This window comes from Streptomyces yatensis, assembly GCF_018069625.1.
Lineage (GTDB): Bacteria > Actinomycetota > Actinomycetes > Streptomycetales > Streptomycetaceae > Streptomyces > Streptomyces yatensis.
In genome coordinates this window covers 8,573,344-8,593,410 of the sequence record NZ_CP072941.1, presented here as the reverse complement: position 1 = coordinate 8,593,410, position 20,067 = coordinate 8,573,344, and the positions used below count along the sequence as shown (strand labels likewise).

General features: G+C 71.3%; 20 protein-coding genes and 1 riboswitch. Of the genes, 7 read left to right on the top strand and 13 right to left on the bottom strand.

Annotated elements, in window-relative coordinates; translation table 11 throughout:
* Nucleotides 1-25: 25 nt before the first annotated feature.
* From J8403_RS35985 to J8403_RS35955, 7 genes are all read right to left on the bottom strand, one after another.
* Nucleotides 26-1,144, bottom strand: coding sequence for an IS630 family transposase (locus J8403_RS35985; RefSeq protein WP_343245328.1), 1,119 nt, complete (start codon nucleotides 1,142-1,144; stop codon nucleotides 26-28).
* 87 nt (nucleotides 1,145-1,231) lie between these two features.
* Nucleotides 1,232-1,918, bottom strand: a complete 687-nt coding sequence (locus J8403_RS35980) for a response regulator (protein WP_281427963.1) — start codon at nucleotides 1,916-1,918, stop codon at nucleotides 1,232-1,234.
* A 99-nt stretch (nucleotides 1,919-2,017) separates the two neighbouring features.
* Nucleotides 2,018-2,827 (bottom strand): ABC transporter ATP-binding protein, encoded by an 810-nt coding sequence (locus J8403_RS35975; protein WP_211126804.1) that lies wholly within the window; start codon nucleotides 2,825-2,827, stop codon nucleotides 2,018-2,020.
* Nucleotides 2,824-3,837, bottom strand: coding sequence for a FecCD family ABC transporter permease (locus J8403_RS35970; RefSeq protein WP_211126803.1), 1,014 nt, complete (start codon nucleotides 3,835-3,837; stop codon nucleotides 2,824-2,826). Before J8403_RS35970 ends, J8403_RS35975 begins: the two co-directional genes overlap by 4 nt.
* A complete protein-coding gene (locus J8403_RS35965) occupies nucleotides 3,834-4,874 on the bottom strand; it encodes an ABC transporter substrate-binding protein (protein ID WP_485129833.1) in 1,041 nt (346 codons plus the stop codon). The genes J8403_RS35970 and J8403_RS35965 overlap by 4 nt, the downstream gene beginning before the upstream one ends.
* Nucleotides 4,875-4,935: 61 nt before the next feature.
* Nucleotides 4,936-5,149, bottom strand: a riboswitch (cobalamin riboswitch).
* 14 nt (nucleotides 5,150-5,163) lie between these two features.
* The gene (locus J8403_RS35960; protein ID WP_211126801.1) at nucleotides 5,164-6,132 is read right to left on the bottom strand and encodes an RNA polymerase sigma-70 factor; all 969 of its coding nucleotides are present in this window, start codon (nucleotides 6,130-6,132) and stop codon (nucleotides 5,164-5,166) included.
* 34 nt (nucleotides 6,133-6,166) lie between these two features.
* On the bottom strand, nucleotides 6,167-6,643 hold the full coding sequence (locus tag J8403_RS35955) for a carboxymuconolactone decarboxylase family protein (RefSeq protein ID WP_211126800.1): 477 nt from the start codon (nucleotides 6,641-6,643) through the stop codon (nucleotides 6,167-6,169).
* 257 nt (nucleotides 6,644-6,900) lie between these two features.
* Between J8403_RS35955 and J8403_RS35950 the strand changes: the two genes are divergently transcribed.
* The 3 genes from J8403_RS35950 (at nucleotide 6,901) to J8403_RS35940 (ending at nucleotide 9,257) form a co-directional block, all read left to right on the top strand.
* Entirely contained in the window at nucleotides 6,901-7,398 is a 498-nt protein-coding gene (locus J8403_RS35950) for a DUF2165 domain-containing protein (RefSeq protein WP_211128605.1), read from the top strand.
* Nucleotides 7,399-7,593: 195 nt separating this feature from the next.
* Nucleotides 7,594-8,544 carry a DUF1996 domain-containing protein gene (locus tag J8403_RS35945; RefSeq protein ID WP_211126799.1) on the top strand — a complete coding sequence of 317 codons (951 nt, stop codon included), beginning with the start codon at nucleotides 7,594-7,596 and terminating at the stop codon, nucleotides 8,542-8,544.
* 107 nt (nucleotides 8,545-8,651) lie between these two features.
* Nucleotides 8,652-9,257, top strand: coding sequence for a DUF305 domain-containing protein (locus tag J8403_RS35940; RefSeq protein ID WP_211126798.1), 606 nt, complete (start codon nucleotides 8,652-8,654; stop codon nucleotides 9,255-9,257).
* 41 nt (nucleotides 9,258-9,298) lie between these two features.
* On the opposite strand, the gene J8403_RS35935 is transcribed toward J8403_RS35940, so the two are convergent.
* The 3 genes from J8403_RS35935 to J8403_RS35925 all read right to left on the bottom strand — a co-directional run bounded on the left by J8403_RS35935 (nucleotide 9,299) and on the right by J8403_RS35925 (nucleotide 13,281).
* Entirely contained in the window at nucleotides 9,299-11,185 is a 1,887-nt protein-coding gene (locus J8403_RS35935) for a serine/threonine-protein kinase (protein WP_211126797.1), read from the bottom strand.
* A gap of 339 nt (nucleotides 11,186-11,524) precedes the next feature.
* A complete protein-coding gene (locus J8403_RS35930; RefSeq protein ID WP_246586152.1) occupies nucleotides 11,525-12,307 on the bottom strand; it encodes a polysaccharide lyase family 7 protein in 783 nt (260 codons plus the stop codon).
* 179 nt (nucleotides 12,308-12,486) lie between these two features.
* The gene (locus tag J8403_RS35925) at nucleotides 12,487-13,281 is read right to left on the bottom strand and encodes an FHA domain-containing protein (RefSeq protein ID WP_211126796.1); all 795 of its coding nucleotides are present in this window, start codon (nucleotides 13,279-13,281) and stop codon (nucleotides 12,487-12,489) included.
* A gap of 406 nt (nucleotides 13,282-13,687) precedes the next feature.
* On the opposite strand from J8403_RS35925, the gene J8403_RS35920 reads away from it, so the two are divergent.
* A complete protein-coding gene (locus J8403_RS35920) occupies nucleotides 13,688-14,113 on the top strand; it encodes a hypothetical protein (RefSeq protein WP_211126795.1) in 426 nt (141 codons plus the stop codon).
* Between the two features lie 34 nt (nucleotides 14,114-14,147).
* Here J8403_RS35920 and J8403_RS35915 read toward each other — a convergent pair whose 3' ends face one another.
* Nucleotides 14,148-15,041 carry a helix-turn-helix transcriptional regulator gene (locus J8403_RS35915; RefSeq protein WP_211126794.1) on the bottom strand — a complete coding sequence of 298 codons (894 nt, stop codon included), beginning with the start codon at nucleotides 15,039-15,041 and terminating at the stop codon, nucleotides 14,148-14,150.
* 232 nt (nucleotides 15,042-15,273) lie between these two features.
* Between J8403_RS35915 and J8403_RS35910 the strand changes: the two genes are divergently transcribed.
* Nucleotides 15,274-16,308 carry an alcohol dehydrogenase catalytic domain-containing protein gene (locus J8403_RS35910; RefSeq protein ID WP_211126793.1) on the top strand — a complete coding sequence of 345 codons (1,035 nt, stop codon included), beginning with the start codon at nucleotides 15,274-15,276 and terminating at the stop codon, nucleotides 16,306-16,308.
* Nucleotides 16,309-16,357: 49 nt separating this feature from the next.
* Nucleotides 16,358-17,335 (top strand): aldo/keto reductase, encoded by a 978-nt coding sequence (locus J8403_RS35905; RefSeq protein ID WP_211126792.1) that lies wholly within the window; start codon nucleotides 16,358-16,360, stop codon nucleotides 17,333-17,335.
* A gap of 58 nt (nucleotides 17,336-17,393) precedes the next feature.
* Here J8403_RS35905 and J8403_RS35900 read toward each other — a convergent pair whose 3' ends face one another.
* On the bottom strand, nucleotides 17,394-18,167 hold the full coding sequence (locus J8403_RS35900; protein ID WP_211126791.1) for an IclR family transcriptional regulator: 774 nt from the start codon (nucleotides 18,165-18,167) through the stop codon (nucleotides 17,394-17,396).
* 91 nt (nucleotides 18,168-18,258) lie between these two features.
* Entirely contained in the window at nucleotides 18,259-18,960 is a 702-nt protein-coding gene (locus J8403_RS35895) for a TetR/AcrR family transcriptional regulator (protein WP_211126790.1), read from the bottom strand.
* A gap of 201 nt (nucleotides 18,961-19,161) precedes the next feature.
* On the opposite strand from J8403_RS35895, the gene J8403_RS35890 reads away from it, so the two are divergent.
* A complete protein-coding gene (locus tag J8403_RS35890; protein WP_211126789.1) occupies nucleotides 19,162-19,932 on the top strand; it encodes an NADPH-dependent F420 reductase in 771 nt (256 codons plus the stop codon).
* Nucleotides 19,933-20,067: the final 135 nt, after the last annotated feature.

Here is a 20,067-nt window from a genome sequence, read left to right as displayed (position 1 = left end):
AGTGTTGCTGGTGCCGTTTGCCAGGTCACGCTGCTTTCGCCGGTCGTCCGCCCCAGCGGACGCCCTTCTCGCTGCGGATCCGGGCCCGCTCCCTGCGTTGGGCGGCCAGCACGTCGGGATGTCTGGCGTTCTGGTTGCGCCAGCGCAAGTAGGCGTGCAGCGACCGGGTCTGCACCGGGTGGTTCGGGTGGTGGGAGTTGGCGATGGTGAAGTGCCGCAGCGGCCCGAAGTGGGCCTCGATCGGGTTGGCCCAGGACGCGTAGGTCGGAGTGAAGCACAGCTCGACCCGGTTCTTCTTCGCCCATCTGCGGATCTTCTCGCCTCGGTGCAAGGACAGATTGTCCAAGATCACGTAGATGGGGGCGCCGTCCGGGCGGGCCGCCCGAATCGATTTCAGCGCGGCCAGGGTGTTCGCGGCGCTCTTCCTGACCCGGTTGACGCCCCACAGGGTGTCGTCGCCGACCGAGTAGCAGCCGTGGAAGTACCGCACCCCGTGGGCGCGGTGGTAAGTCGCGGGATGGCGCTCGGGGCGACCGGCGGGAGCCCAGCCGGCTCCGGCTGTGGGGCGGATGCCGAGCGGGCCGAACTCGTCGAACGCGAACACGCGGTCCGGGAAGCGTTCCAGCACCTCCTCGATGCGGTCGAGCTTGGCATCGCGCTCAGGGTCGGGCGATTCCTTCCACGTCTTGGTGCGCTGGAAGGTGACGCCACGACGGGCGAGCAGGCACCGTAACGCCTCGCGACCTATGCGGATCAGGCGGCCATGCACTTTCCGCAGGTAGGCGGCGAGTTTGCGGACGGACCAGCGAGTGAACGGCTGGCCCAGCCTGGCCGGGCGAGTGGTGGCCGTCTGGACGACGAAGTCCTCGTCGTCAGGACTGAGCAGGCGGGGACGGCCTCCCGCCCACCGAGGGTCCAGACAGGCCAGGCCGATCTCGTTGAACCGGTGGATCACGTCCCGGACGGTGTCCTCGTCGGCCTGCACCAGCTTCGCGATCACCGGGACCCGGTTCCCGCCGGCCGAGGCCAGCAGCATCATCGCGCGCCGGTACCGCACCGAACTGGTGCTGCCCCGGCGCACGATCTGCTGCAGCTTCTGCCCCTCTTGGTCGGTCAACCTGCGCACACGGACAGGCTCTGCCACCACACCCCCCCCCAGCGGTCGGAACGGATATCACCGCACATCCAACCGCTGGAACCGTCGACCCGGCGAACCTTCCCGGTCAGAGCACTAGCGGTTGCGCACCGCTCCGGTGTCCCAGGCCCAGGCCGCGATCTCCACGCGGTTGCGGACGGCGAGCTTGGTCTGGATGTTGCCGAGGTGGGTTTTCACCGTGGACAGCGACAGGTGCAGTTCGGCGCTGATCTCCTGATTGGTCCGGCCCACCGCCACCAGCCGGGCGACATCCAGCTCCCGGCCGGTCAGCCGGTTCGCCCCGGTGACGGCGCCGGGCCGGCTCGCCCACTGCCGCAGCAGACGCACGGTGATCGCGGGAGACACCAGCGCGCCACCGCGCGCGGCCGACCGCACCGCCTCCACCAGGAGTTCGGGACCGGCGTCCTTGAGCAGGAAACCGCAGGCGCCGTTGCGGATCGCGGTGTGCACGTAATCGTCCTGGTCGAAGGTGGTGACCACGACGACCCGCAGCGGCTCCGCCACTCCGGGTCCGGCCAGCAGCCGGGTCACCTCCAGGCCGTCCAGCTTCGGCATACGGATGTCGACCAGGCACACATCGGGGCGGTGCCGCCGGGCCAGCTCCACGCATTCGGAGCCATCGGCGGCCTCGCCCACCACCTCGATGCCGGGCTGGGAGCCGAGGATCAGCCGGAATCCGGTGCGCACCATCGCCTGGTCATCCGCGATCAGCACCCGGATCGGGGCGTCGTCGGGGGGCGGGGTGTTCGCGGCATCGCTCACGTGGTGGATCCTTCCAGAGCCGCCTAGTGGTAAAGCGCGCCAGAAACCGTCCAGCCGCCGTCGTTCATGCAACCGCTCGGCAGGATACCGTCCACCGCCTCACGGCTTCGGTGTGCGGCGCAGAAAGCGGATGACCGGGTGGCCCGGTTCGTGGGTGACATCGGCCCGGACGTCGTAGACCTGCTTGATGAGGGACGGGGTCAGCACGTGGCCGGGGGTGCCCTCGGCCACGACGTGTCCCTCGCGGAGGACGAGCAGGCGGTCGCAGTACATCGCGGCGAGGTTGAGGTCGTGGAGGGCGATCACGGTGGCGATCGGCAGACCGACGACGAGGTCGAGCAGATCGAGCTGGTGCTGGATGTCGAGGTGGTTGGTCGGCTCGTCGAGCAGCAGCTCGTACGGTTCCTGGGCGAGGGCCCGGGCGATCTGGGCGCGCTGGCGTTCGCCACCGGAGAGGGTGTGCCACGACTGGTCGGCCCGGCCGGTCAGCGCGGTGCGCTCCAGGGCGGCGTCGACGGCCCGGGTGTCCGTGGCGGTGGACGACGACCAGGCGCGCCGGTGCGGGATGCGGCCCAGGGCCACGACCTCGCGGACGGTCAGTTCGGTCTGGGTGTGGGCGTGCTGTTCGACGGTGGCGATACGGCGGGCCGTGGCGCGGCGGCCGACCCGCGGCAGTGCGCGGCCGTCCAGGGTGACGACTCCGGCGGAGGGGGCGAGGATGCCGGCGAGCAGCCGCAGCAGGGTGGATTTCCCGGAGCCGTTGGGGCCGAGCAGGCCCACCGTCTCGCCGGGGCGCAAGGTGAGGGTGACGCCGTCGACGATGAGCCGGCCGTCGGCGCGGCGGCTGACGCGGTCCGCGCGGAGTCCGGGTGCGGCCTCCGCGGTGGCGGGTGGAGGGGAGGCGGTCATGTCTTCCTCCGGCCGCGGTAGAGCACGGCGACGAAGGCCGGTACGCCGATGAGGGACGTCACCACGCCCACCGGGACCTCCTGGGGGTCGATCACGGTGCGGGCGGCGGTGTCCACCCACACCAGGAAGATGGCTCCGGCCAGTGCGGTGACCGGCAGCAGGCGGGCGTGGCCGGACCCGGTGAGGGCGCGGGTGGCGTGCGGGAGGACCAGACCGACGAAGCCGATGGCCCCGGCGGAGCTGACCAGGGTCGCGGTGAGCAGCGCGGTCGCGCACAGCAGCACGAGGCGGGTGCGGGCCACGTGGACGCCGAGCGCCGCCGCGGCCTCCTCCCCGAAGGCGAACGCGTCCAGGGTGCGGGCGTGTCCGAGACAGACCAGGAGAACGGCGGCCAGGACGACGGCGCACAGCAGCACATCGCTCCAGCCGGCGCCGGTGAGCGAGCCGAGGAGCCAGAACAGCACGGCGCGGGTGGTGTCGGCGTCCGCGGAGGTGAGGACGGTGAACGAGGTCAGCGCGGAGAACAGTTGCATGGCCGCCACCCCGGACAGCACCACCCGGTCGGTGCTGCCGCCGAGGCTGTGGCTGAGTGCCAGGACCAGGCCGAAGGAGAGCAGCGCGCCGATGAACGCGCCGGCCGACAGCGACACGGCCCCACCGCCGACGCCGAGGACGACCACGGCGACGGCGCCGGTGGAGGCGCCGGAGGACACCCCCAGGACGAAGGGGTCGGCCAGCGGATTGCGCAGCAGGGACTGCATCACGGCCCCGCAGAGGGCCAGCCCCGCCCCGCACACCGCGGCGAGCAGGGTGCGGGGCATGCGCAGGTTCCACACGATGCCGTCGCGCAGCGGTGGCAACGTGCCCTCGCCCAGGCCGAGATGGGCGGTGACCGCCGCCCAGACGTCGGCCGTGGAGATGTCGGCGGGACCGATGGTCACGGCGACGGCGATCGACGCCAACAGCGCGGCCGGCCCTCCCGCGATCAGCAGCAGGAGGCGGGTGCTCATGTGGCGAGTCCGAAGTGGCGCAGCCCGGCGGCGACCTGCTCGACCCCTTCGACGGTGCGGATGGACGGGTTCATGGCCTGCCCGCTCAGCAGGACGTACCGCTTCTTCTTCACGGCGGTGAGATTGCGGGTGGCGGCGTTGGTCTCCAGGAAACGGATCTTGGCCTTGGCGTTCTCCGCGGTCTGCTGCCTGCGCGTGAGATCGCCGAGGACGATGACGTCCGGGTCGCGGTCGGCCACGGTCTCCCAGTTGATCTGCGGCCATTCGTCGTGGGTGTCGGAGAAGGCGTTCTTCGCCCCGACGGCCCGGGTGATGGCGCCCGGCGCGCCGCAGCAGCCGCCGAGGTAGGGCGACTGGGCGTTGGCGAACCAGTACATGAGGGAGACGCCGGGGGCGTCCAGTCCCTCGGTGGCCGTCCGCACCCGCTGCTTCAACCGTGCGATGAGCTTCTCGCCCCGCTCGTCGACGCCGAACGCGCGGGCCAGGTCGCGTATCTCGCCGTAGACGGTGTCCAGGGTGAGTGGCTTGCCGCGGGAGCCGTCGCCACCGCTGTCGGGGTCGCGGCCCGCCGCGCAGTCGGACGGCGAAACATACGTGGGCACGCCCAGCTTCTCGAACTGCTCACGGGTGGCCACGCCGCCCTTGCCGAGGGTGGAGACGAACGAGGCGGTGACGAAGTCGGGTTCGGTGTCCAGGGCCTTCTCGAAGGACGGCATGTTGTCCGCCAGGCGCGGCACCGTCGCGTTGGCCTTCTCCAGGCCCTTCATCACCGGGTCGGTCCAGGTGGCGGTGCCGGCCATGCGGTCGGCGAGGCCGAGGGAGAGCAGGATCTCCGTCGTGCCCTGGTTGAGGGAGAGGGCCCGCTTCGGGGCGGACTTCACCGTGACCTTGTGGCCGCAGTTGTCGATGGTGCGCGGATAGCCGGCACCGGCGGGCTTCGTGGCGTCCGAGCCCTCGTGGCCGGAGCCACCGCACGCGGTGAGCAGGAGGGCGGGGGCGAGCAGGAGGGCCGCGGTACGGCGGGCAGAGCGGAGCACGGGCATGCCTCGGTTGTCGGGGCTCGTACGCGGAGCCTGGCCTACGGACGTCCTCCCCGCACGGGGCGCGGAGGTGCCAGCAGGTCTTCGGACTCGGGTTCGTCCGGACGGGGCCCCTTCCCGGTGCTCGTTCGCGGCGGCCTCGCGGCCGTCACGGACTCCTCCCAGTGGTGTCACATGCCCCGCCCGTCCCCCTCACCGCTGCGCGTCAGCTCCGGATTCACACCGGATTCCCTGGCCTCGGATGTGGCACGACTGGCTCCCCGAGAGTATCAAGATCGTCGAACGATCAGGGTGTCGGACCGGTCACGGGGTGGGAGACCGCGTCCCGGAGTCGGTTCGGCCGCCGACGGGCCTGCCTCACCTCGCGGTCGACGGCCCAGGCGTCGCCGACCGGCCCGAGGTGGCCGAGCTTGTCGGGATTGATCACCGCCCGGATGGCCTGGATCTGCCCGTCGAGCACATCGAGCACCAGGGCCTGGAGCACCTTGCCGTCCCGCTCGCGGAAGACCGCGCCGGGCTGGCCGTTGACCTCATGGAGCTCGAACGACACATCGATCCGCAGCAGCCAGGGGAAGACCGTGCCCAGCAGCCGGGCCACGTTCTCCGCGCCCATGACGGCCTTGGCCAGTTGCGGGGCCTTGCCACCGCCGTCCCCGACCAGTTGCACGTCGGCGGCCAGCAGGTTGCGCAGCGCGCCCACGTCGCCGTCCTTCAGCGCGTCGAAGAACCGCGTGGCCAGCTGCTGCCGCTCCCGCCGGTCCGCCTCGAACCGCGGCCGCCCGGCCGCCATATGCCGCCGCGCCCGCACCAGCAACTGGCGGCAGGCCGCCTCCGACCGGCCCACCGCCGTGGCGACCTCGTCGAACCCGAAGGCGAACACCTCCCGCAGCACGAACACCGCCCGCTCCAGCGGGCTGAGCCGCTCCAGCAGCAACAGGGCCGCCATCGACACCGAGTCGGCCAGCTCCACCGCCCGGGCCGGATCCTGATACGGATCGCTGAGCAGCGGCTCGGGGAACCACGGGCCCACGTACTCCTCCCGTCGCACCCGCGCGGAGCGCAGCACATCGATCGAGATGCGCGTCACCGTGGCCGACAGATAGGCCTTGGTCGACGTGGGCCGGGTCGTCGAGCCGTCGAAGCGCAGCCAGGTCTCCTGCACCGCGTCCTCGGCCTCACTCACACTGCCCAGGATCCGATAGGCGATCGAGAACAGCAGCGGCCGCAGCTCCTCGAACTCCTCGACCTTGTTCACGCCGATTCCCCCTTCCCCCTGGGCCCGTTGCCGGTCAGTGGAACTGCCCGGCCTCGTAGTCACCGGCCGCCGGCTGCCGGGTGATGACGTTCAGCCGGTTCACCATATTCATGAAGGAGACCAGGATCACCAGGGCGGTGAGCTGCTCCTCGTCATAGTGCTCGGCGGCCTTCGCCCACGCCTCGTCGCCGACCCCACCGGCCGCGTCCGCGACCCGGGTCCCCTCCTCCGCCAGTGCCAGCGCGGCCCGTTCGGCATCGGTGAAGACGGTGGCCTCCCGCCATACCGCGACCAGGTTCAGCCGCACCGGGGTCTCACCGGCCGCGGCGGCTTCCTTGGTGTGCATGTCGATGCAGGCGGCGCAGCCGTTGATCTGGCTCACCCGAATCGCCACCAGCTCCTGCGTCGCCACCGGCAGCGGCGATTCCTTGACCGCTCTGCCGGCCGCCATGACAGGCCTCAGGACCTTGCCGGCGGTCTGGCTGGCGGAGTAGTTCAGTCGCGCGTCCATGGTGTGCTCCTCCGAAGTCGTTCCGTGGCTACACCCCTGAGACGAGACGGCCCGACCGCCTGTGACATGGCCGCGTGTGACCCGCATCTCCCGGCCGTCGGCTCCGCTCGGCAGCCGCACGGCGTCCATCACCGCTGTGATCCGGTCAGTTGTACGCTACGGCTCTCGCACGCTTCATGGTCGGCGGGATCCAACGGGAGACAGAGGTCATCGTGACAGAGCGAACCGGCAGAATACGTTCACCCCGTGTCCACGCGATGACCTCGGGGGTGCTCACCGGGACGATCGCGCTGTACATCACGCTCGTCGCCTTCGGGAACATCACCGACTTCGACAGCAACCAGCAGTTCGTACGCCATGTCCTGGCGATGGACACCACGTTCAAGGACGAGGACCTGATGTGGCGGGCCATCGACTCCACCGCGCTCCAGGACACCGCCTACGTCGCCATCATCGCCTGGGAGACCCTCGCCGCTCTCGTGCTCCTCGCGGCGACGGCCATGTGGTTCGCGGGTCCGCCCGGAGCCCGCGTACGCCGCGCCCGGCAGGCGAGCACCGTGGGGCTGCTGATGCTGATGCTGCTGTTCGGTGCCGGGTTCATCGGCATCGGCGGCGAGTGGTTCGCCATGTGGCAGTCGGAGAAGTGGAACGGCCTGGAGGCCGCCACGCGCGTGTTCATGATTTCCGGGATCGTGCTGCTGCTCATTCACCTGCTGCCCTCGGCGGAGCGAACCGATCCGGGTTCCGAGGACTGACCGAGCGGGCGCGGCAGACCAGCTGCCGCGGGCACTTGACCCTCCTTGCCGCGGACTCTTGACAGTGACGTGGGCCACCTCTAGCGTCCGCAGCATCGCCCTGAGAGAGCGCTCTCTCGGCCGCCCCGCGTGACCACACCGCTGGGCTCTCCCTCGCTCTTTTCGCTCTTCCGTGCGTGCACGGAAAGGAGAGTCATGTCCCCTACACCCCCGCGCTTCCCGCCCTTACGGCGTCTCCTCGGCCGCCGGCGAGGGCCGGGCGTCGTCCTCGCCGCCCTCGGCCTCCTCCTGTCCCTGCTCTCCATCGGCCCGGCCAGTGCGCGTGCCGATCTGCGCACCACCGACACGGCGGGCGCGGTGTCGAGCCCGCGGAGCGCCAACGCACCCGTGCGCGTCGCGGAGTTCGTCGCCGAGTGCCCGTTCACCCACCGGCTGCCGGACGACCCGATCGTGTTCCCGGGGCTCCCCGGCGCGTCCCATATGCACAGCTTCTTCGGGAACGACTCGACCAACGCCCGCACCGATCTGGCCGCCCTGCAGAGGGGCCGGACCAGCTGCAGCCCGACCGTCGACCTGTCGTCGTACTGGACCCCGACGCTCTACGACAACGGCAAGGAGGTCGAGCCCACCGGCACCACCTTCTACTACCTCGGTGAAGGCGTGCGCGACGACGTGATCGCCACCATCAAGCCGCTCCCGCTGGGGCTGCGGATCGTGGCGGGCAACGCCAAGGCCACCGGGGTCGGCGACCCCACGTCCATCGCACGCTGGTCCTGCCTGCACCACGGAGAGGTCAACCCCTCCAAGGACTTCGTGAACTGCCCGGCCGGCTCGATGCTGGAGTCCTACCTCGACTTCCCGCAGTGCTGGAACGGCAAGGACCTGGACTCCCCCGACCACAAGAGCCACATGGCCTACCCGGTCGGCGGCCAGTGCCCGGCCACGCACCCAGTCGCCGTGCCGAAGCTGCGCCAGGTGCTCCGCTACCCGGTCAGTGGCGACCCCGCGCGCTTCAAGCTGGCGTCGGGGGCCGGGTACACCATGCACGGTGACTTCTTCAACGCCTGGCCCGAGGACGAGATGGCCCGGCGGGTCCGCGACTGCATCAACGTGATCATCAAGTGCGGTGCCGACGGCCGTCCCTGACGGATAGGGAGTGGGCCGGCCACGCGGCCCGGCAGGGCGACACCGCCGTGGCTGTGGGCGGAGTCCCGTCACCGGGGCTCCGCCCATGCGAGACGAGGGGAGTCGACATGACAGCGGCAACCGTCACACGGTGCGCGGTGTCCGTGGCGGCGCTGCTCGCCGCCGCCACGCTGCTCACCGCCGGCTGTGGCGACGGGAAACCGCCGCGTGAGGGGCGGTCGACGTCGGCCGCGCGGCACCCCGCCGCCCGGTCCCCGGGCGGGCAGGCGACATCGGGGACCTTCAACTCCACCGATATCGGCTGGATCCAGCTGATGATCGCGATGGACGATCAGGCGACACTCCTGCTGGACCTGGTCCCGGGCCACTCTTCCGACGCGGGGGTGGAGAAGTGGGCGAAACCGGTGGCCACCGCCTACCGCGGCGAACTCGTCCAACTACGAGAACTGCTCGCCCGAGCGGGCGTCCCCGACACCAACCCGCACCGGGGGCACGACATGCCCGGCATGGTGACCGAGGGCGAACTGCGCACCATCAAGGGCACCGAGGGCGCCGCCTTCGACACCCTCTTCCTCGCGGCGATGCGCGAACACCTCGACCAGGCGGCGAAGATCGCCCACGCGCAGCGCTCGGCGGGCGCCGATCCGGCCGCGAAGAGGCTGGCCGCGAGCGTGGAGAAGACCTCCGTCACCTGGCGCGCCCGTCTTCCCTAGGCGCGGTCCGCTCGCTGCTCCCGCCGTGGACGGTCGCAGGTTCAGGCGGGCGGCAGCGCGGCGGCGGCCGAACCGGCGAGCTCGGTGGCCAGTTCGCAGGAGCGGTCCTTGGCCCCCGCCCCCTTGATGACGAGAGCCACCCGCTCGGTCCCCTGCACCCGGTCCAGGCCGGTGTACTCACGATGGACCACCTCGACGCGGCAGCTCCCCCGGCCCTCGTTCTCCGGCAGAACGATGGCCTGGCGATGGCGGTCTCCCAGCTCGGTCGACCGGGCGCTCTTGTCGCGCGGCAGGTCTCCCTGGTCGAAGCGCAAGTCCACCTCGTACTCGCTGGTGGTGCTCTTCCACTGGCACTCCCAGCGGCCGAATCCGACCTCCGGCTCCCGGGCGTCGATTCCGGGCACCTTCTCCAGCGCCTTGACGTCGAGCAACGTACATGCGTCCAGGTGTGCCAGCGAATTGGCGGGAAAACCGGGAGAACGCCGCGGAATCTCACCGCGGTTGAGCAGCTTGATCGCGACTCCCGTGGCGCGATCGGCGGTTTCGCACAGCGGTTCCTTGACGTCAGCGGGCGCTCGCGCGGCCGCGGTGACGCGGAGGCTGTTGTCGCGAGCGCCGGTCACCGCCATGACCCGCTCGCACTGATCGCTCTCGGCGGCGCGCTCCACGACGGTCACCCGGCCCGTGGTCTTGCGCGTCACGCCCTCCGGCAGCGAATCGGCGTCGAGCTCCACCCTGACGTCCACGACCTCCTCGCTGCGGTCCTTCAGGACCACGTCACAGCGGTTGAAATTGCCCAGGTCGCGGTCGAGTTGGGCCTCCCCGTACCGCTGGAACACATTGGTGTTCAGCAAGGCGCAGGGGTCGGCCGTGCGGGGTTCGCCGATGAAGCCCGCGCCGCTCGGCCTGGCCGGCGACGGGTCGGCCGTGTCCTCGGCTTCGCCACCCAGGCTCAGCACGATGAACGGAACGGAGATGGCCAGTGCCACAACGGCGGCGGCGCCGGCCGTGAGTAACGGGCGGCGCCGGACGAGGGCGGCCGCGGTGGTCGTCGTCCGGCGCCACGGTCCGCCCGCCGGGTCCTCGCTGTGCGCGAGGGTGGCCGTATAGCGCGTGGTCGCCGGGGCCGGCGGGAGCGTCGGGAACCGCTCCGGCGGTCCCGCGAGTTCGGTGAGGGCGCCGAGCGCCTCGGCGGCGGTGGGCCGGGCCCCGGGGTCGCGCTGGAGCATCGCGGTGAGCACCCCGCCGAGCGGCCCGACGCGGGGGCTGAGGGCCTCCATCCGGACCACCCGCCCGGCGCCGCGCAGCGGCGGAGTCCCGGTCACCAGCCAGTACATCGTGGCGCCGAGGGAGAACACGTCGGACGCGCGCTCGGGTGCGCCGCGGAACGCCTCGGGGGCGGCGAAGAACGGGGTCAGGCTCACCGGACCGTTGGGCGTGATCGTCTCACTGCCGTCCACCCGGTACGCGGCGCCGAAGTCGGTCAGCTTGGCCACCCTGTCGTGGGTGATGACGATGTTGCCGGGCTTGACGTCGCAGTGCACGATGCCCTTCTCGTGCAGGGCCGCCAGCGCGCCCGCGATCTGCGCGCCGATATGCGCCGCGAGCTCCGGGGCCATCTTCACCGGGACGTCCAGGCTGCCGCCGGTCACATGCTCCATCACCAGCCAGAACGTGGCCTTCTTGCCCTTGCCCGCCCGGACGGCGTCGTAGAGGGTGACCACGTTCGGATGGCTGAACTTCGCCAGGGCGCGGGCCTCGGCCAGCAGCTCGTCGAAGTCGGCCTGGCTGTTGTCCTCGAGCAGGGCCCGCTTGAGGACGACGGACCGGCCCAGCTCGGTGTCGACGGCGAACCAGACCGCGCCCCGCCCTCCTTCGACGGGCCCCTCTGTGAGCCGGTACTTGCCCACTCGCTCCCCCCGCCGCACGACACACTCCCCCCATACGAGACCAGAACTCCAGCCGTTACGGACACGCAGATCGAACCTACTGCGTACACGTGGAGACACGTACCGTTTGCGGTGCTCGTGAGGAACCGCGGGGCGCGGAGCGTGCCCGCGACGGACGGGACCTGGCCGATTGAGAAGGGAATTCACCCACCACTCCAGAAATCTTCACCGTTGTGGAGGTTGCGGCGCCCGGAAGCGCAGGCGACGGGGGCAGCCGCCGCTGCCATATGCCAGCGGCCCACCGCTGCACCGGAGTCGCCGCGGTGCCGGGCCTCCCGCCACGGGAAGACCCGGCACCGCGCCCCCGGCCGGAAGTGGCTAGGAATGGGTGACCTTGATGCCGGATATGTGGACCTCGCCGTAGTTGTCGCCGTCGCACGGGTCCGAGTTCTCGCAATTGGCCTGCGTATAGGCCCCTGCCTTGAAGTAGTTGCTGTCGTCGTCGGAGGAGATCGTGGTCTCCCGCTCCCCGTTGTAATAGGCGTCGATCTTCCCGTTCCGCGCCACGAACTTGGCCTCGAACTCGGTGCCCAGCTCATAGTCGTCGGTGACGAGATGGTGGTGGGTGTCGTCGCCGTCGGTGATGTAGAGCTTGCTGCCTTCGAGCCGGAAGACCGTGACGTCGTCGTCCCCGCCGTGGATCTGGGCACCGACGAGATGCGGCTTGTCGTTCGGGAGCGCGGTGAACGCCTCCTTGACCACGAGCGTGTGGGTGCCCTCGGTGGTCGACCAGCTCGCCTCGTCCTCCCCGTCGTCCGTCATCTCCCGCAGCTCGGCGCGCGGGTAGCTGGAGCCCCCCGTGGTCACACCGTCGACGGGGGCCCGGAACTGGACCGCGCCGCAGTCCTCATCCGCCTGGAACCAGGGCTTGGCGGCGAACGTGGCGAGGTCGGGCTGGGTGATGTCGGTCGGGTCCTCGTCCTCGCCGGTGGGCAGGGTCAGCTTCCAGTCGGTGAGGTCGAGGACGTCGGCGGGGTACTCGCACTCGGCGGCCGTGCGGCCGTCGCGGGTGGGGATGCCGGCCTGCGCCGGGAGCGCGAGGGCGGCCGTCGACGCGGCCGCGGTGATGCCCGCGAGAACGACGATGCGCATGCACCTCATGGGGATTCCTTCCGTTTCGGCGGACAGGCGGCCGTCATCCCCACGGGTCATGGAGACGTCGTCATGCCACTTCGGCGCCCTGCTGAGCGCGGGCGGGCCCGTCCTGTGGATGGTCATGGTCGGCCGCCGTTTCCGGGACGGGTCCCGGAAGCGGGCACGGCGGGAATCCCGCTCTTGTGTTAAGACTCCGGCGCGGGATCGGGCCAGAGGTCGTCGTCCTCGATCAGGTCCAGGTCGGGCGGTACGAGCGTGGTGGACTCCACCAATCCCTTGAGCAGGTTGTGCAGCAGCCCGTTGTCCGCCGGGCGGCCCTGCGATTTGTCGTGCATCAGCGGGTATCGGAAGCCGGTGTTGCGCAGACGGCGGCGTACGGCCTCGATCCGGTACTCGATCTTGCGCTCGTTCCATCCCGCGCCCGGGCGGAGGTAGCTGAGCTGCTTGGCCGCCGTGGCGTACGTCAGAGGTCTCGGATCCTCCTCGTACAGCAGATACCGCTGACCGAGGACGACCAGCAGCAGCCGTTCGTCGTCGTCCAGCGGCCAGATCTCCGGCCGAAGGGTCTCGGCGCGCCGCCGCGACACCGGCCCCTGGTCGTCATGGCCCGCCACATACAGCTCCACCAGGTGCTCGCGGTAGCCGGAACCCTTGACGAACAGCGGGGTGTAGCCGGTGTCGAGCGGGATCGGCTCGCTGCTGAGATGCATCATCGTGCCGCGCGGCAGCCGGACGAGCTGCCGTCCGGTGTTCCGCAGCCACCACTGGCCCTGGCGGTAGGTCAGCTCGCCGTGCCGCCGGCTCACCCGGAGGTCGTCCACGCCCACACCCAGGTCCACGTCCGGCTTCTCGCCGCGCCCGAAGCAGACCGTCAGCCCCGGCCGGGGCGGGGCACTGAGATCGCCGGTCACGGTGCGGGCGTGCAGAGTGCCGGGGGTGGTGGGCGCGACTCCGCGCGCGAGGCTGGCGGAGAGGGGCATCGGCGGTCTCCTCGGTTCGGGCGATTCTCGACGCGTACAGCGGCGCCCACCAGGATCCACGCCCTCCTCCGGGACCCGTCCCCAAAGCGAGCCGCGCAGGCGGAGCATGCCCGGGCGCCACTGCTCATCGGCCTTTCCCAGCTTATGAGTTGGATGGCGTGTCCGGTCCGGGACGGGTCCCGACACCCCGGACGGACGATGCCCGAACGACCCCGGCACGGCCGACCCCCGGCCACCGGACCGGCGGACAAAACGAACCCGCGGACCACCGGATCCGCGGACCAGCGGACCAGCGGACCCGCGGACCAGCGGACCACCGGATCCGCGGACCAGCGGACCAGCGGACCCGCGGACCAGCGGACCACCGGATCCGCGGACCAGCGGACCAGCGGGCCAGGAGGGCACGATGACCGGCTCACCGGATGAGGACAACTGGCCGGAACCGGCCCCGGCCCAGCGGCCCGGGCAGCTCACCGCGGCCGCCGTGCTCCTGGTCGTCTCGGCCTTCATCGGTACCACGATCGCCGTGAACGACCCGGAGCTGACGCAGTTCGTGTATCTGCTGCTCTTCGTCACCATCGGTGCCGCCATCCGCATCCGCAAGGGCGGGCGGGCGGCCCGCGTCACGGCGTCGGTGACGGCCGCGCTGCTCTTCCTCTATCTGGGCCCGCATGCGATACGGGGGCTGTCGGACCCGGGCGGGGTGTACCAGCCGGATTACGCGGTGCGGGCCATCATCGCCATCGTCGGCTCCGGGACGGGTGTGGGCCTGCTCTACTCGGCGCCCAGCCGCGCGTACGTCCGGCCACGCCGCCACCGGACTGCCCGGTGACCCCTCGCCGCCCGGCGCCGCCGGGCCCGGCCGGTCAGCGCTGGTGTTCGGAGGCGGAGGGCCGTGGCTCGGTGGGCGTGGCGGTCATGTCGAGCAGCAGCATGGCGTCGTGGTCCGGGGTGCCGGGTTCGGCCGTGTAGACGCCCATGCGGTGGCCGGGAGTGCCTTCGAGGGCCATGCCCTGAAAGTCGAGGGTGATCGTGCCGACGTGGGGGTGCTGGAAGGTCTTGGCGGTGTGCTTGCGGCCGGTGACCTCGTAGCGCTCCCACAGGCCCGCGAAGTCGGGGCTCTTGAGGAGCAGCTCCCCGACGAGGGTGGTGAGGTCGGGGGCGTCGGGGTCGGTGCCGGCCAGGGTGCGCAGCCGGGCGACGCAGCCGCGGATCTGGTTCTCCCAGTTGGGGAAGACCTCCTGGGCGGCGGGGTGGAGGAAGAGGTAGCGGGCCAGGTTGCGCTGTTTGACGGGCCAGTCGGCGATGCCGGCGTAGAGGGCGAGGCCGCCCGGGTTGTACGCGAGGATGTCCATGCTGCGGCTGAGGATGTACGCGGGGCTCGGGCGCACCGTTTCCAGCAGCAGCTTCAGGTGGGGGCGCACGGTGCGGCTGGGGGCCGGGGCGGGCTTGGGCGCGTAGCGGGCGGCGCGGACGGCCAGGTCACGCAGGTGCTGGTGCTCGGCGTCGTCGAGCTGCAGGGCACGCCCGAGGGCATCGACCACGGCGGGGCTGGGGCGGGTTTCCTTGCCGCGCTCCAGGCGGGTGTAGTAGTCGATGCTGACCCCGGCGAGGGTGGCCAGCTCCTCGCGGCGCAGGCCGGGGGTACGGCGGATCCCGGGCCCCGGGGTGAGGCCGGCGGCCTGGGGGCTGGTCTGGGTGCGGCGGGCGCGCAGGAAGCGCCCCAGTTCCTCGCCGCCGCTGTGCTGCTCGGGTGCCATAGGGCCAGTGTCTCCCCGCCTCCACCGGAACACGCCCGGTGAGGGGGGCCCTGTCACACCCCCGCTGGCCGCTCCCCCGCACAGCTCGGCCTGCCTGACGCGGGCGCGAGGCGGCAGGCTCGATGGTGTCGCGCCGGCCGGCCTCCTGGGCCCGGAGGACGGTCGAGCGGTCCGGCGCCGCCACTGGCGGCCCCCTTCCACCATCCCGCCCCCCTATCGAGGAGCTGCGCCCATGCGCGCCACCCTGCTGTACGCGGCCGACGACGTACGTGTCGAGGACGTCGCCGACCCGAAGATCCAGAACCCCACCGACGCGGTCGTGCGGATCGTGCTCTCCTGCATCTGCGGCAGCGACCTGTGGCCCTTCACGTCGCTGCCGCACACCGACACCCCCCGCCGCATGGGCCACGAGTTCCTGGGCGTCGTCGAGGAGACCGGCTCCGAGGTGCGCGGGCTCGCCCCCGGTGACGTGGTGGTGGCCCCGTTCATGTGGGCCGACAACACCTGTGCGTACTGCCGCGACGGTTTGCAGACCTCCTGTGTGCACGGCGGGCGGTGGGGCGTGAACGGCGTCGACGGTGGCCAGGGGCAGATCGCGCGCGTCCCGTACGCCGACGGCACGCTGGTGAAGCTGCCGGTGGGCGAGGACTCCGAGCTGCTGCCCGATCTGCTGACCCTGTCCGACATCATGTGCACCGGCTACCACGCGGCCCGCACCGCCGGTGTCGAGCGCGGCGACAGCGTCACCGTCGTCGGGGACGGCGCCGTGGGCCTGGCGGCCGTGATCGCCGCCAGGCTGCAGGGCGCCGAGCAGATCATCCTGATGGGCCGGCACACCCCGCGCACCGTTCTGGGCCGCGACTTCGGCGCCACCGATGTGGTGGCCGAGCGCGGCGAGGAGGGCATCGCGCGGGTGCGTGAGCTGACCGGTGGCGAGGGCACCCGCAAGGTCCTGGAATGCGTGGGCCTGACGGACGCGCTGGTGCAGAGCCTCGGCGTGGTCCGCGACGGCGGCACGATCAGCCGGGTCGGCGCCCCGCAGTACAGCGATGTCGCGTTCGGGTTCGGCGACTTCATGCGCAACATCACGCTCACCGGCGGCGTCGCCCCGGCCCGCGCCTATATCGGGGAGCTGATGCCGCACATCCTCGACGGCTCGATCCGGCCGGGTCGTGTCTTCGACCGCACGCTGGGCCTGGAGGACATCGCCGACGGCTACCGGGCGATGAACGACCGCGAGGCCCTGAAGGTCCTCATCCGCCCGTGAACCGGAGCCGGCGCCAGACCGACCACAGCATCAGGAGAACTGACCACCGATGAAGTACATCAACCTGGGTGACCTGGAGGTTTCCCGTATCGGTCTGGGTGCGATGGGCATGTCCCATGGCCTCACCGGCGCCGGGACGGACGACGCGGAGTCCATCCGCACCGTCCACCGGGCGCTGGAGCTGGGCGTCACCCTCATCGACACCGCGGAGATCTACGGCCCCTACATCAACGAGGAACTCCTCGGCCAGGCCCTGAAGGGCCGACGCGATCAGGTGGTACTGGCCACCAAGTTCGGCATGATCGCCCACTCCGGGGCGGGCCCGTGGAACCTCGACTCCAGCCCGGCCAACATCCGCACCGCCGTGGAAGGGTCGCTGAAACGGCTGGGCACCGACCACATCGACCTGTACTACCAGCACCGAGTCGACCCCCACACCCCCATCGAGGAGACCGTCGGGGCGGTGGCGGAGCTGGTCGCCGAGGGCAAGGTGCGGCATATCGGCCTGTCCGAGGCCGGGCCGGACACGATCCGCCGCGCCCATGCCGTCCACCCCATCACCGCGGTGCAGTCCGAGTACTCGCTGTGGACCCGCGGGCTGGAGGAGCGCGTCCTGCCGGTGCTGCGTGAGCTGGGCATCGGCCTGGTCCCGTTCTCACCGCTGGGACACGGCTTCCTCACCGGCACCGTCCGTGACGAGGCCGACTTCGAGGAAGGCGACTTCCGGCGCGGCAACCCGCGCTTCACCGGCGAGAACTTCCGGCGCAATCTGCGTCTCGCGGACGAGGTCCAGGCCATCGCCGCCGAGGCGGGCGCCACCCCGGCCCAGGTCGCCCTCGCCTGGCTGCTCGCCCAGGGCGATGACATCGCGCCCATCCCCGGCACCAAGCGAGTGGCCCGCGTGGAGGAGAACACCGCGGCCGACCGCCTCCGGCTGAGCACGGAGGTCCTGGCCAGGCTCTCCAGCCTGCCCCCGGCCGTCGGCGACACCCACACCGAGGCGGGGATGCGGATGCTGGAACGCTGAGCCCGCTGGTGCGGTCGCCGCTGCGTGATGAGTCGGGACCGCGCCACCTCGGGGGTACTTACGACGGCACGCTCGCTCCGAGGCGCTGGGCCATCGCCCGTGCCCCGTCGAGGACCAGCTCGACGTAGTGCTCCTTCTCGGCGTCGCCCCACCGCGGGGTGGGCACCGAGATGCTCATGGCCGCCACGCAGTTGCCGAGCCGGTCGTACACCGGGGCGGCGACACAGGCCGCGTGGTCATTGGACTCGCAGTACTCCTCGGTCCAGCCGCGCTCGCGGGCCTCTTCGACCTCGGCCAGCAGCCGCTTCCGCGTGGAGATGCTGTTCGACGTCATCTGCTGCAGCGCCTTGTCGTTGGGGAACAGCTCATCGAGCTCCTGGGCCGGCAGCGCGCTCAGCAGCGCCTTTCCGCCCGCGGTGCAGGACGCGAGCAGCCGGCTGCCCACCTGCGACACCAGCCGCACCGAGTACTTGCTGTCGATGCGCACGATGAACACCGCGAATCTGCCGTCCCGTACGACCACCTGGACCGTTTCGCCGCAGGCCCGCGCCACCTCGCCGGCACACTCCCGGCCCACGGTGGCGAGGTCGAGCCCGCGCTCGTATCCGGCGCCGAGCCGCAGGGCGTTGAGCCCTATGGCGACGCGTCCGGTCTCCTTGGAGACGGTCACATAGCCTCGGTCGGCCAGGGTGTTGACGAGTTCGTGGGTGGTGGCACGGGGCAGGCCGAGGTGCTGGGTGATCTCCGGAACCCGCAGCCCCTCATCCTGGTCGACGAGCAGCTCCAGGATGTCCAGGCCCCGGCGCAGAGCCGGAGCGGTGAGTCGCGCCACGATGTCCTCCCAGCACACCTACCAACAGACGATGTCCAAAATATCAGACGCCTGGGTCTGCGAAACAGGCTCCGCGAGACAAGGCGGCCGGTCAGTCGTCCGCGGGTGCGTCCGCGTGGCGTGCCGACCCGGGCTCGGGATCGGGTTCGGGTTCGGGCAGTGGCTCGGTGTTGCGGGCGCGGAGGCCGTCGAGGGAGATACGGAGCAGGCGGCGCCACTGGCCGGGGTGGCTGTCGTCGGTCGCCTGGACGACCTGGCTCAGGGAACTGCTGAGCAGGACCAGGTCGGCGGTGGTGACACCGGCGCGCAGGAGACCCGCGTTCAGGCAGCGGGTGCGCAGCTCGTCGATGAAGGCGTCGCGGTACTGGGCGCATGCGCGCGAGGGGGCGCCGGTGGCGGCGTAACTCTCGACCAGGGCGCGGTTGCGGGCCTGATGGGTGAGGGTCTGCTCGAAGAAGCCGGTCAGGGCCTCCCAGGGATCTTCGGTCGCCTCCGCCGCCCGATGGGCGGTGGTGAGCCAGCAGGTGAACTCCCGCTCCAGGACCGTGGCGAGCAGGTCGTCCTTGGTCGGGAAGTGGCGGTAGAGCGTGCCCATGCCGACGCCGCTGCGCCGGGCGATCTCCCGGACGTCGACCGTGCCGCCCCGCTCGGCGAAGACCACTCCTGCCGCCTCGATGATCGCGGCGCGGTTGCGCTCGGCGTCCGCCCGGCGGGCGCGCTTGGCCGGGGGCTGCGCAGCCGGGGATTGCGTGGCCGGGGGGTGCGTAGGCGTGGACTGGTCGGCGCTGGTCACGGCATTCAGAGTACAAGCGGCTTTTACGGAGCGCCTGCTCCGGTTGTGTTACCTTCAAGAGGAGCACTCGCTCCGGTTTGGTTGTGCGCGATTGCGCGCGAGGTCCGCCCTGACCTCCGCACGCCTGCTCCCGCCCGAGCCCGGCTCCCAGACAGAACCGCCGGCGGACCACCGGTCCGCCAGATGAGGAGACCTCCTTCCATGGCAACACTTGGCTTCATCGGCAGCGGTCGGATCGGCACGAGGATCGCCCGGCTCGCGATCGCGGCGGGTATCGACGTCGTCCTGTCCAATTCGCGCGGGCCCGAGACCCTGACCGAGACGGTCGCGGAACTCGGGGAGCGCGCCCGGGCCGCGACGCCCGAGGAGGCGGCCCGGGCGGGCGACTGGGTGGTGGTGAGCATCCCGCTCAGCCCCTACCAGCAGCTTCCGGCGGCCGCGCTGGCGGGCAAGGTCGTGCTCGACACGATCAACTACTACCCGTTCCGCGACGGGGACTTCGCGGTGCTCGACTCGGGCGAGAGCACCACGAGCGAACTCATCCAGAAGCACCTGACCGGCGCGAAGCTCATCAAGGCGTTCAACAACATCAACGACGCGCACATCCCGGCACTCGCCCGCCCCACGGGAGCCGCCGACCGCTCCGCCCTGCCGATCGCCGGCAACGACCCGGAGGCGAAGGCGAGCGCCGCCGCCCTCATCGACCGGCTGGGCTTCGACACCGTCGACGCGGGCCCCCTGGCGGAGAGCTGGCGTTTCGAGCCGGAGACCCCGGCTTATGTGGCGCCCTACTACGCCGACAAGGACGCGCTGAAGGAGTTCGTGGCCACGATGAGCGAGGAGATCAGGGCCGGCCGCCCGCTGCAGACCCTGCCCCCCGAGGACCCGGGCACCCCGCTGTCCGCGCAGCAACTGCGCGCTCTGCTGGCCGAGACGTCACGCGTCCTGCCCGCCGACCGCGCGGTGCGCTGAGCCTGGCGGCGCTGACGGTACGTCGCGGGGCGCGCAAGCGCGCACGGGCCGGTCGGCCCCGAGGCGCTGCGGGGGGGGTGTGCGGCGAATCTTTCCCCTCCCCGCCCCTTCCCGATACCAGGGGCTCCGCCCCTG

Coding starts and splice junctions, on each gene's coding strand:
- J8403_RS35890 (WP_211126789.1), top strand. CDS start 19,162: ATGGCAACACTTGGCTTCATCGGCAGCGGTCGGATCGGCACGAGGATC.
- J8403_RS35915 (WP_211126794.1), bottom strand. CDS start 15,041: ATGGCACCCGAGCAGCACAGCGGCGGCGAGGAACTGGGGCGCTTCCTG.
- J8403_RS35920 (WP_211126795.1), top strand. CDS start 13,688: ATGACCGGCTCACCGGATGAGGACAACTGGCCGGAACCGGCCCCGGCC.
- J8403_RS35970 (WP_211126803.1), bottom strand. CDS start 3,837: ATGAGCACCCGCCTCCTGCTGCTGATCGCGGGAGGGCCGGCCGCGCTG.
- J8403_RS35975 (WP_211126804.1), bottom strand. CDS start 2,827: ATGACCGCCTCCCCTCCACCCGCCACCGCGGAGGCCGCACCCGGACTC.
- J8403_RS35955 (WP_211126800.1), bottom strand. CDS start 6,643: ATGGACGCGCGACTGAACTACTCCGCCAGCCAGACCGCCGGCAAGGTC.
- J8403_RS35910 (WP_211126793.1), top strand. CDS start 15,274: ATGCGCGCCACCCTGCTGTACGCGGCCGACGACGTACGTGTCGAGGAC.
- J8403_RS35950 (WP_211128605.1), top strand. CDS start 6,901: ATGACCTCGGGGGTGCTCACCGGGACGATCGCGCTGTACATCACGCTC.
- J8403_RS35930 (WP_246586152.1), bottom strand. CDS start 12,307: ATGAGGTGCATGCGCATCGTCGTTCTCGCGGGCATCACCGCGGCCGCG.
- J8403_RS35925 (WP_211126796.1), bottom strand. CDS start 13,281: ATGCCCCTCTCCGCCAGCCTCGCGCGCGGAGTCGCGCCCACCACCCCC.
- J8403_RS35940 (WP_211126798.1), top strand. CDS start 8,652: ATGACAGCGGCAACCGTCACACGGTGCGCGGTGTCCGTGGCGGCGCTG.
- J8403_RS35905 (WP_211126792.1), top strand. CDS start 16,358: ATGAAGTACATCAACCTGGGTGACCTGGAGGTTTCCCGTATCGGTCTG.
- J8403_RS35945 (WP_211126799.1), top strand. CDS start 7,594: ATGTCCCCTACACCCCCGCGCTTCCCGCCCTTACGGCGTCTCCTCGGC.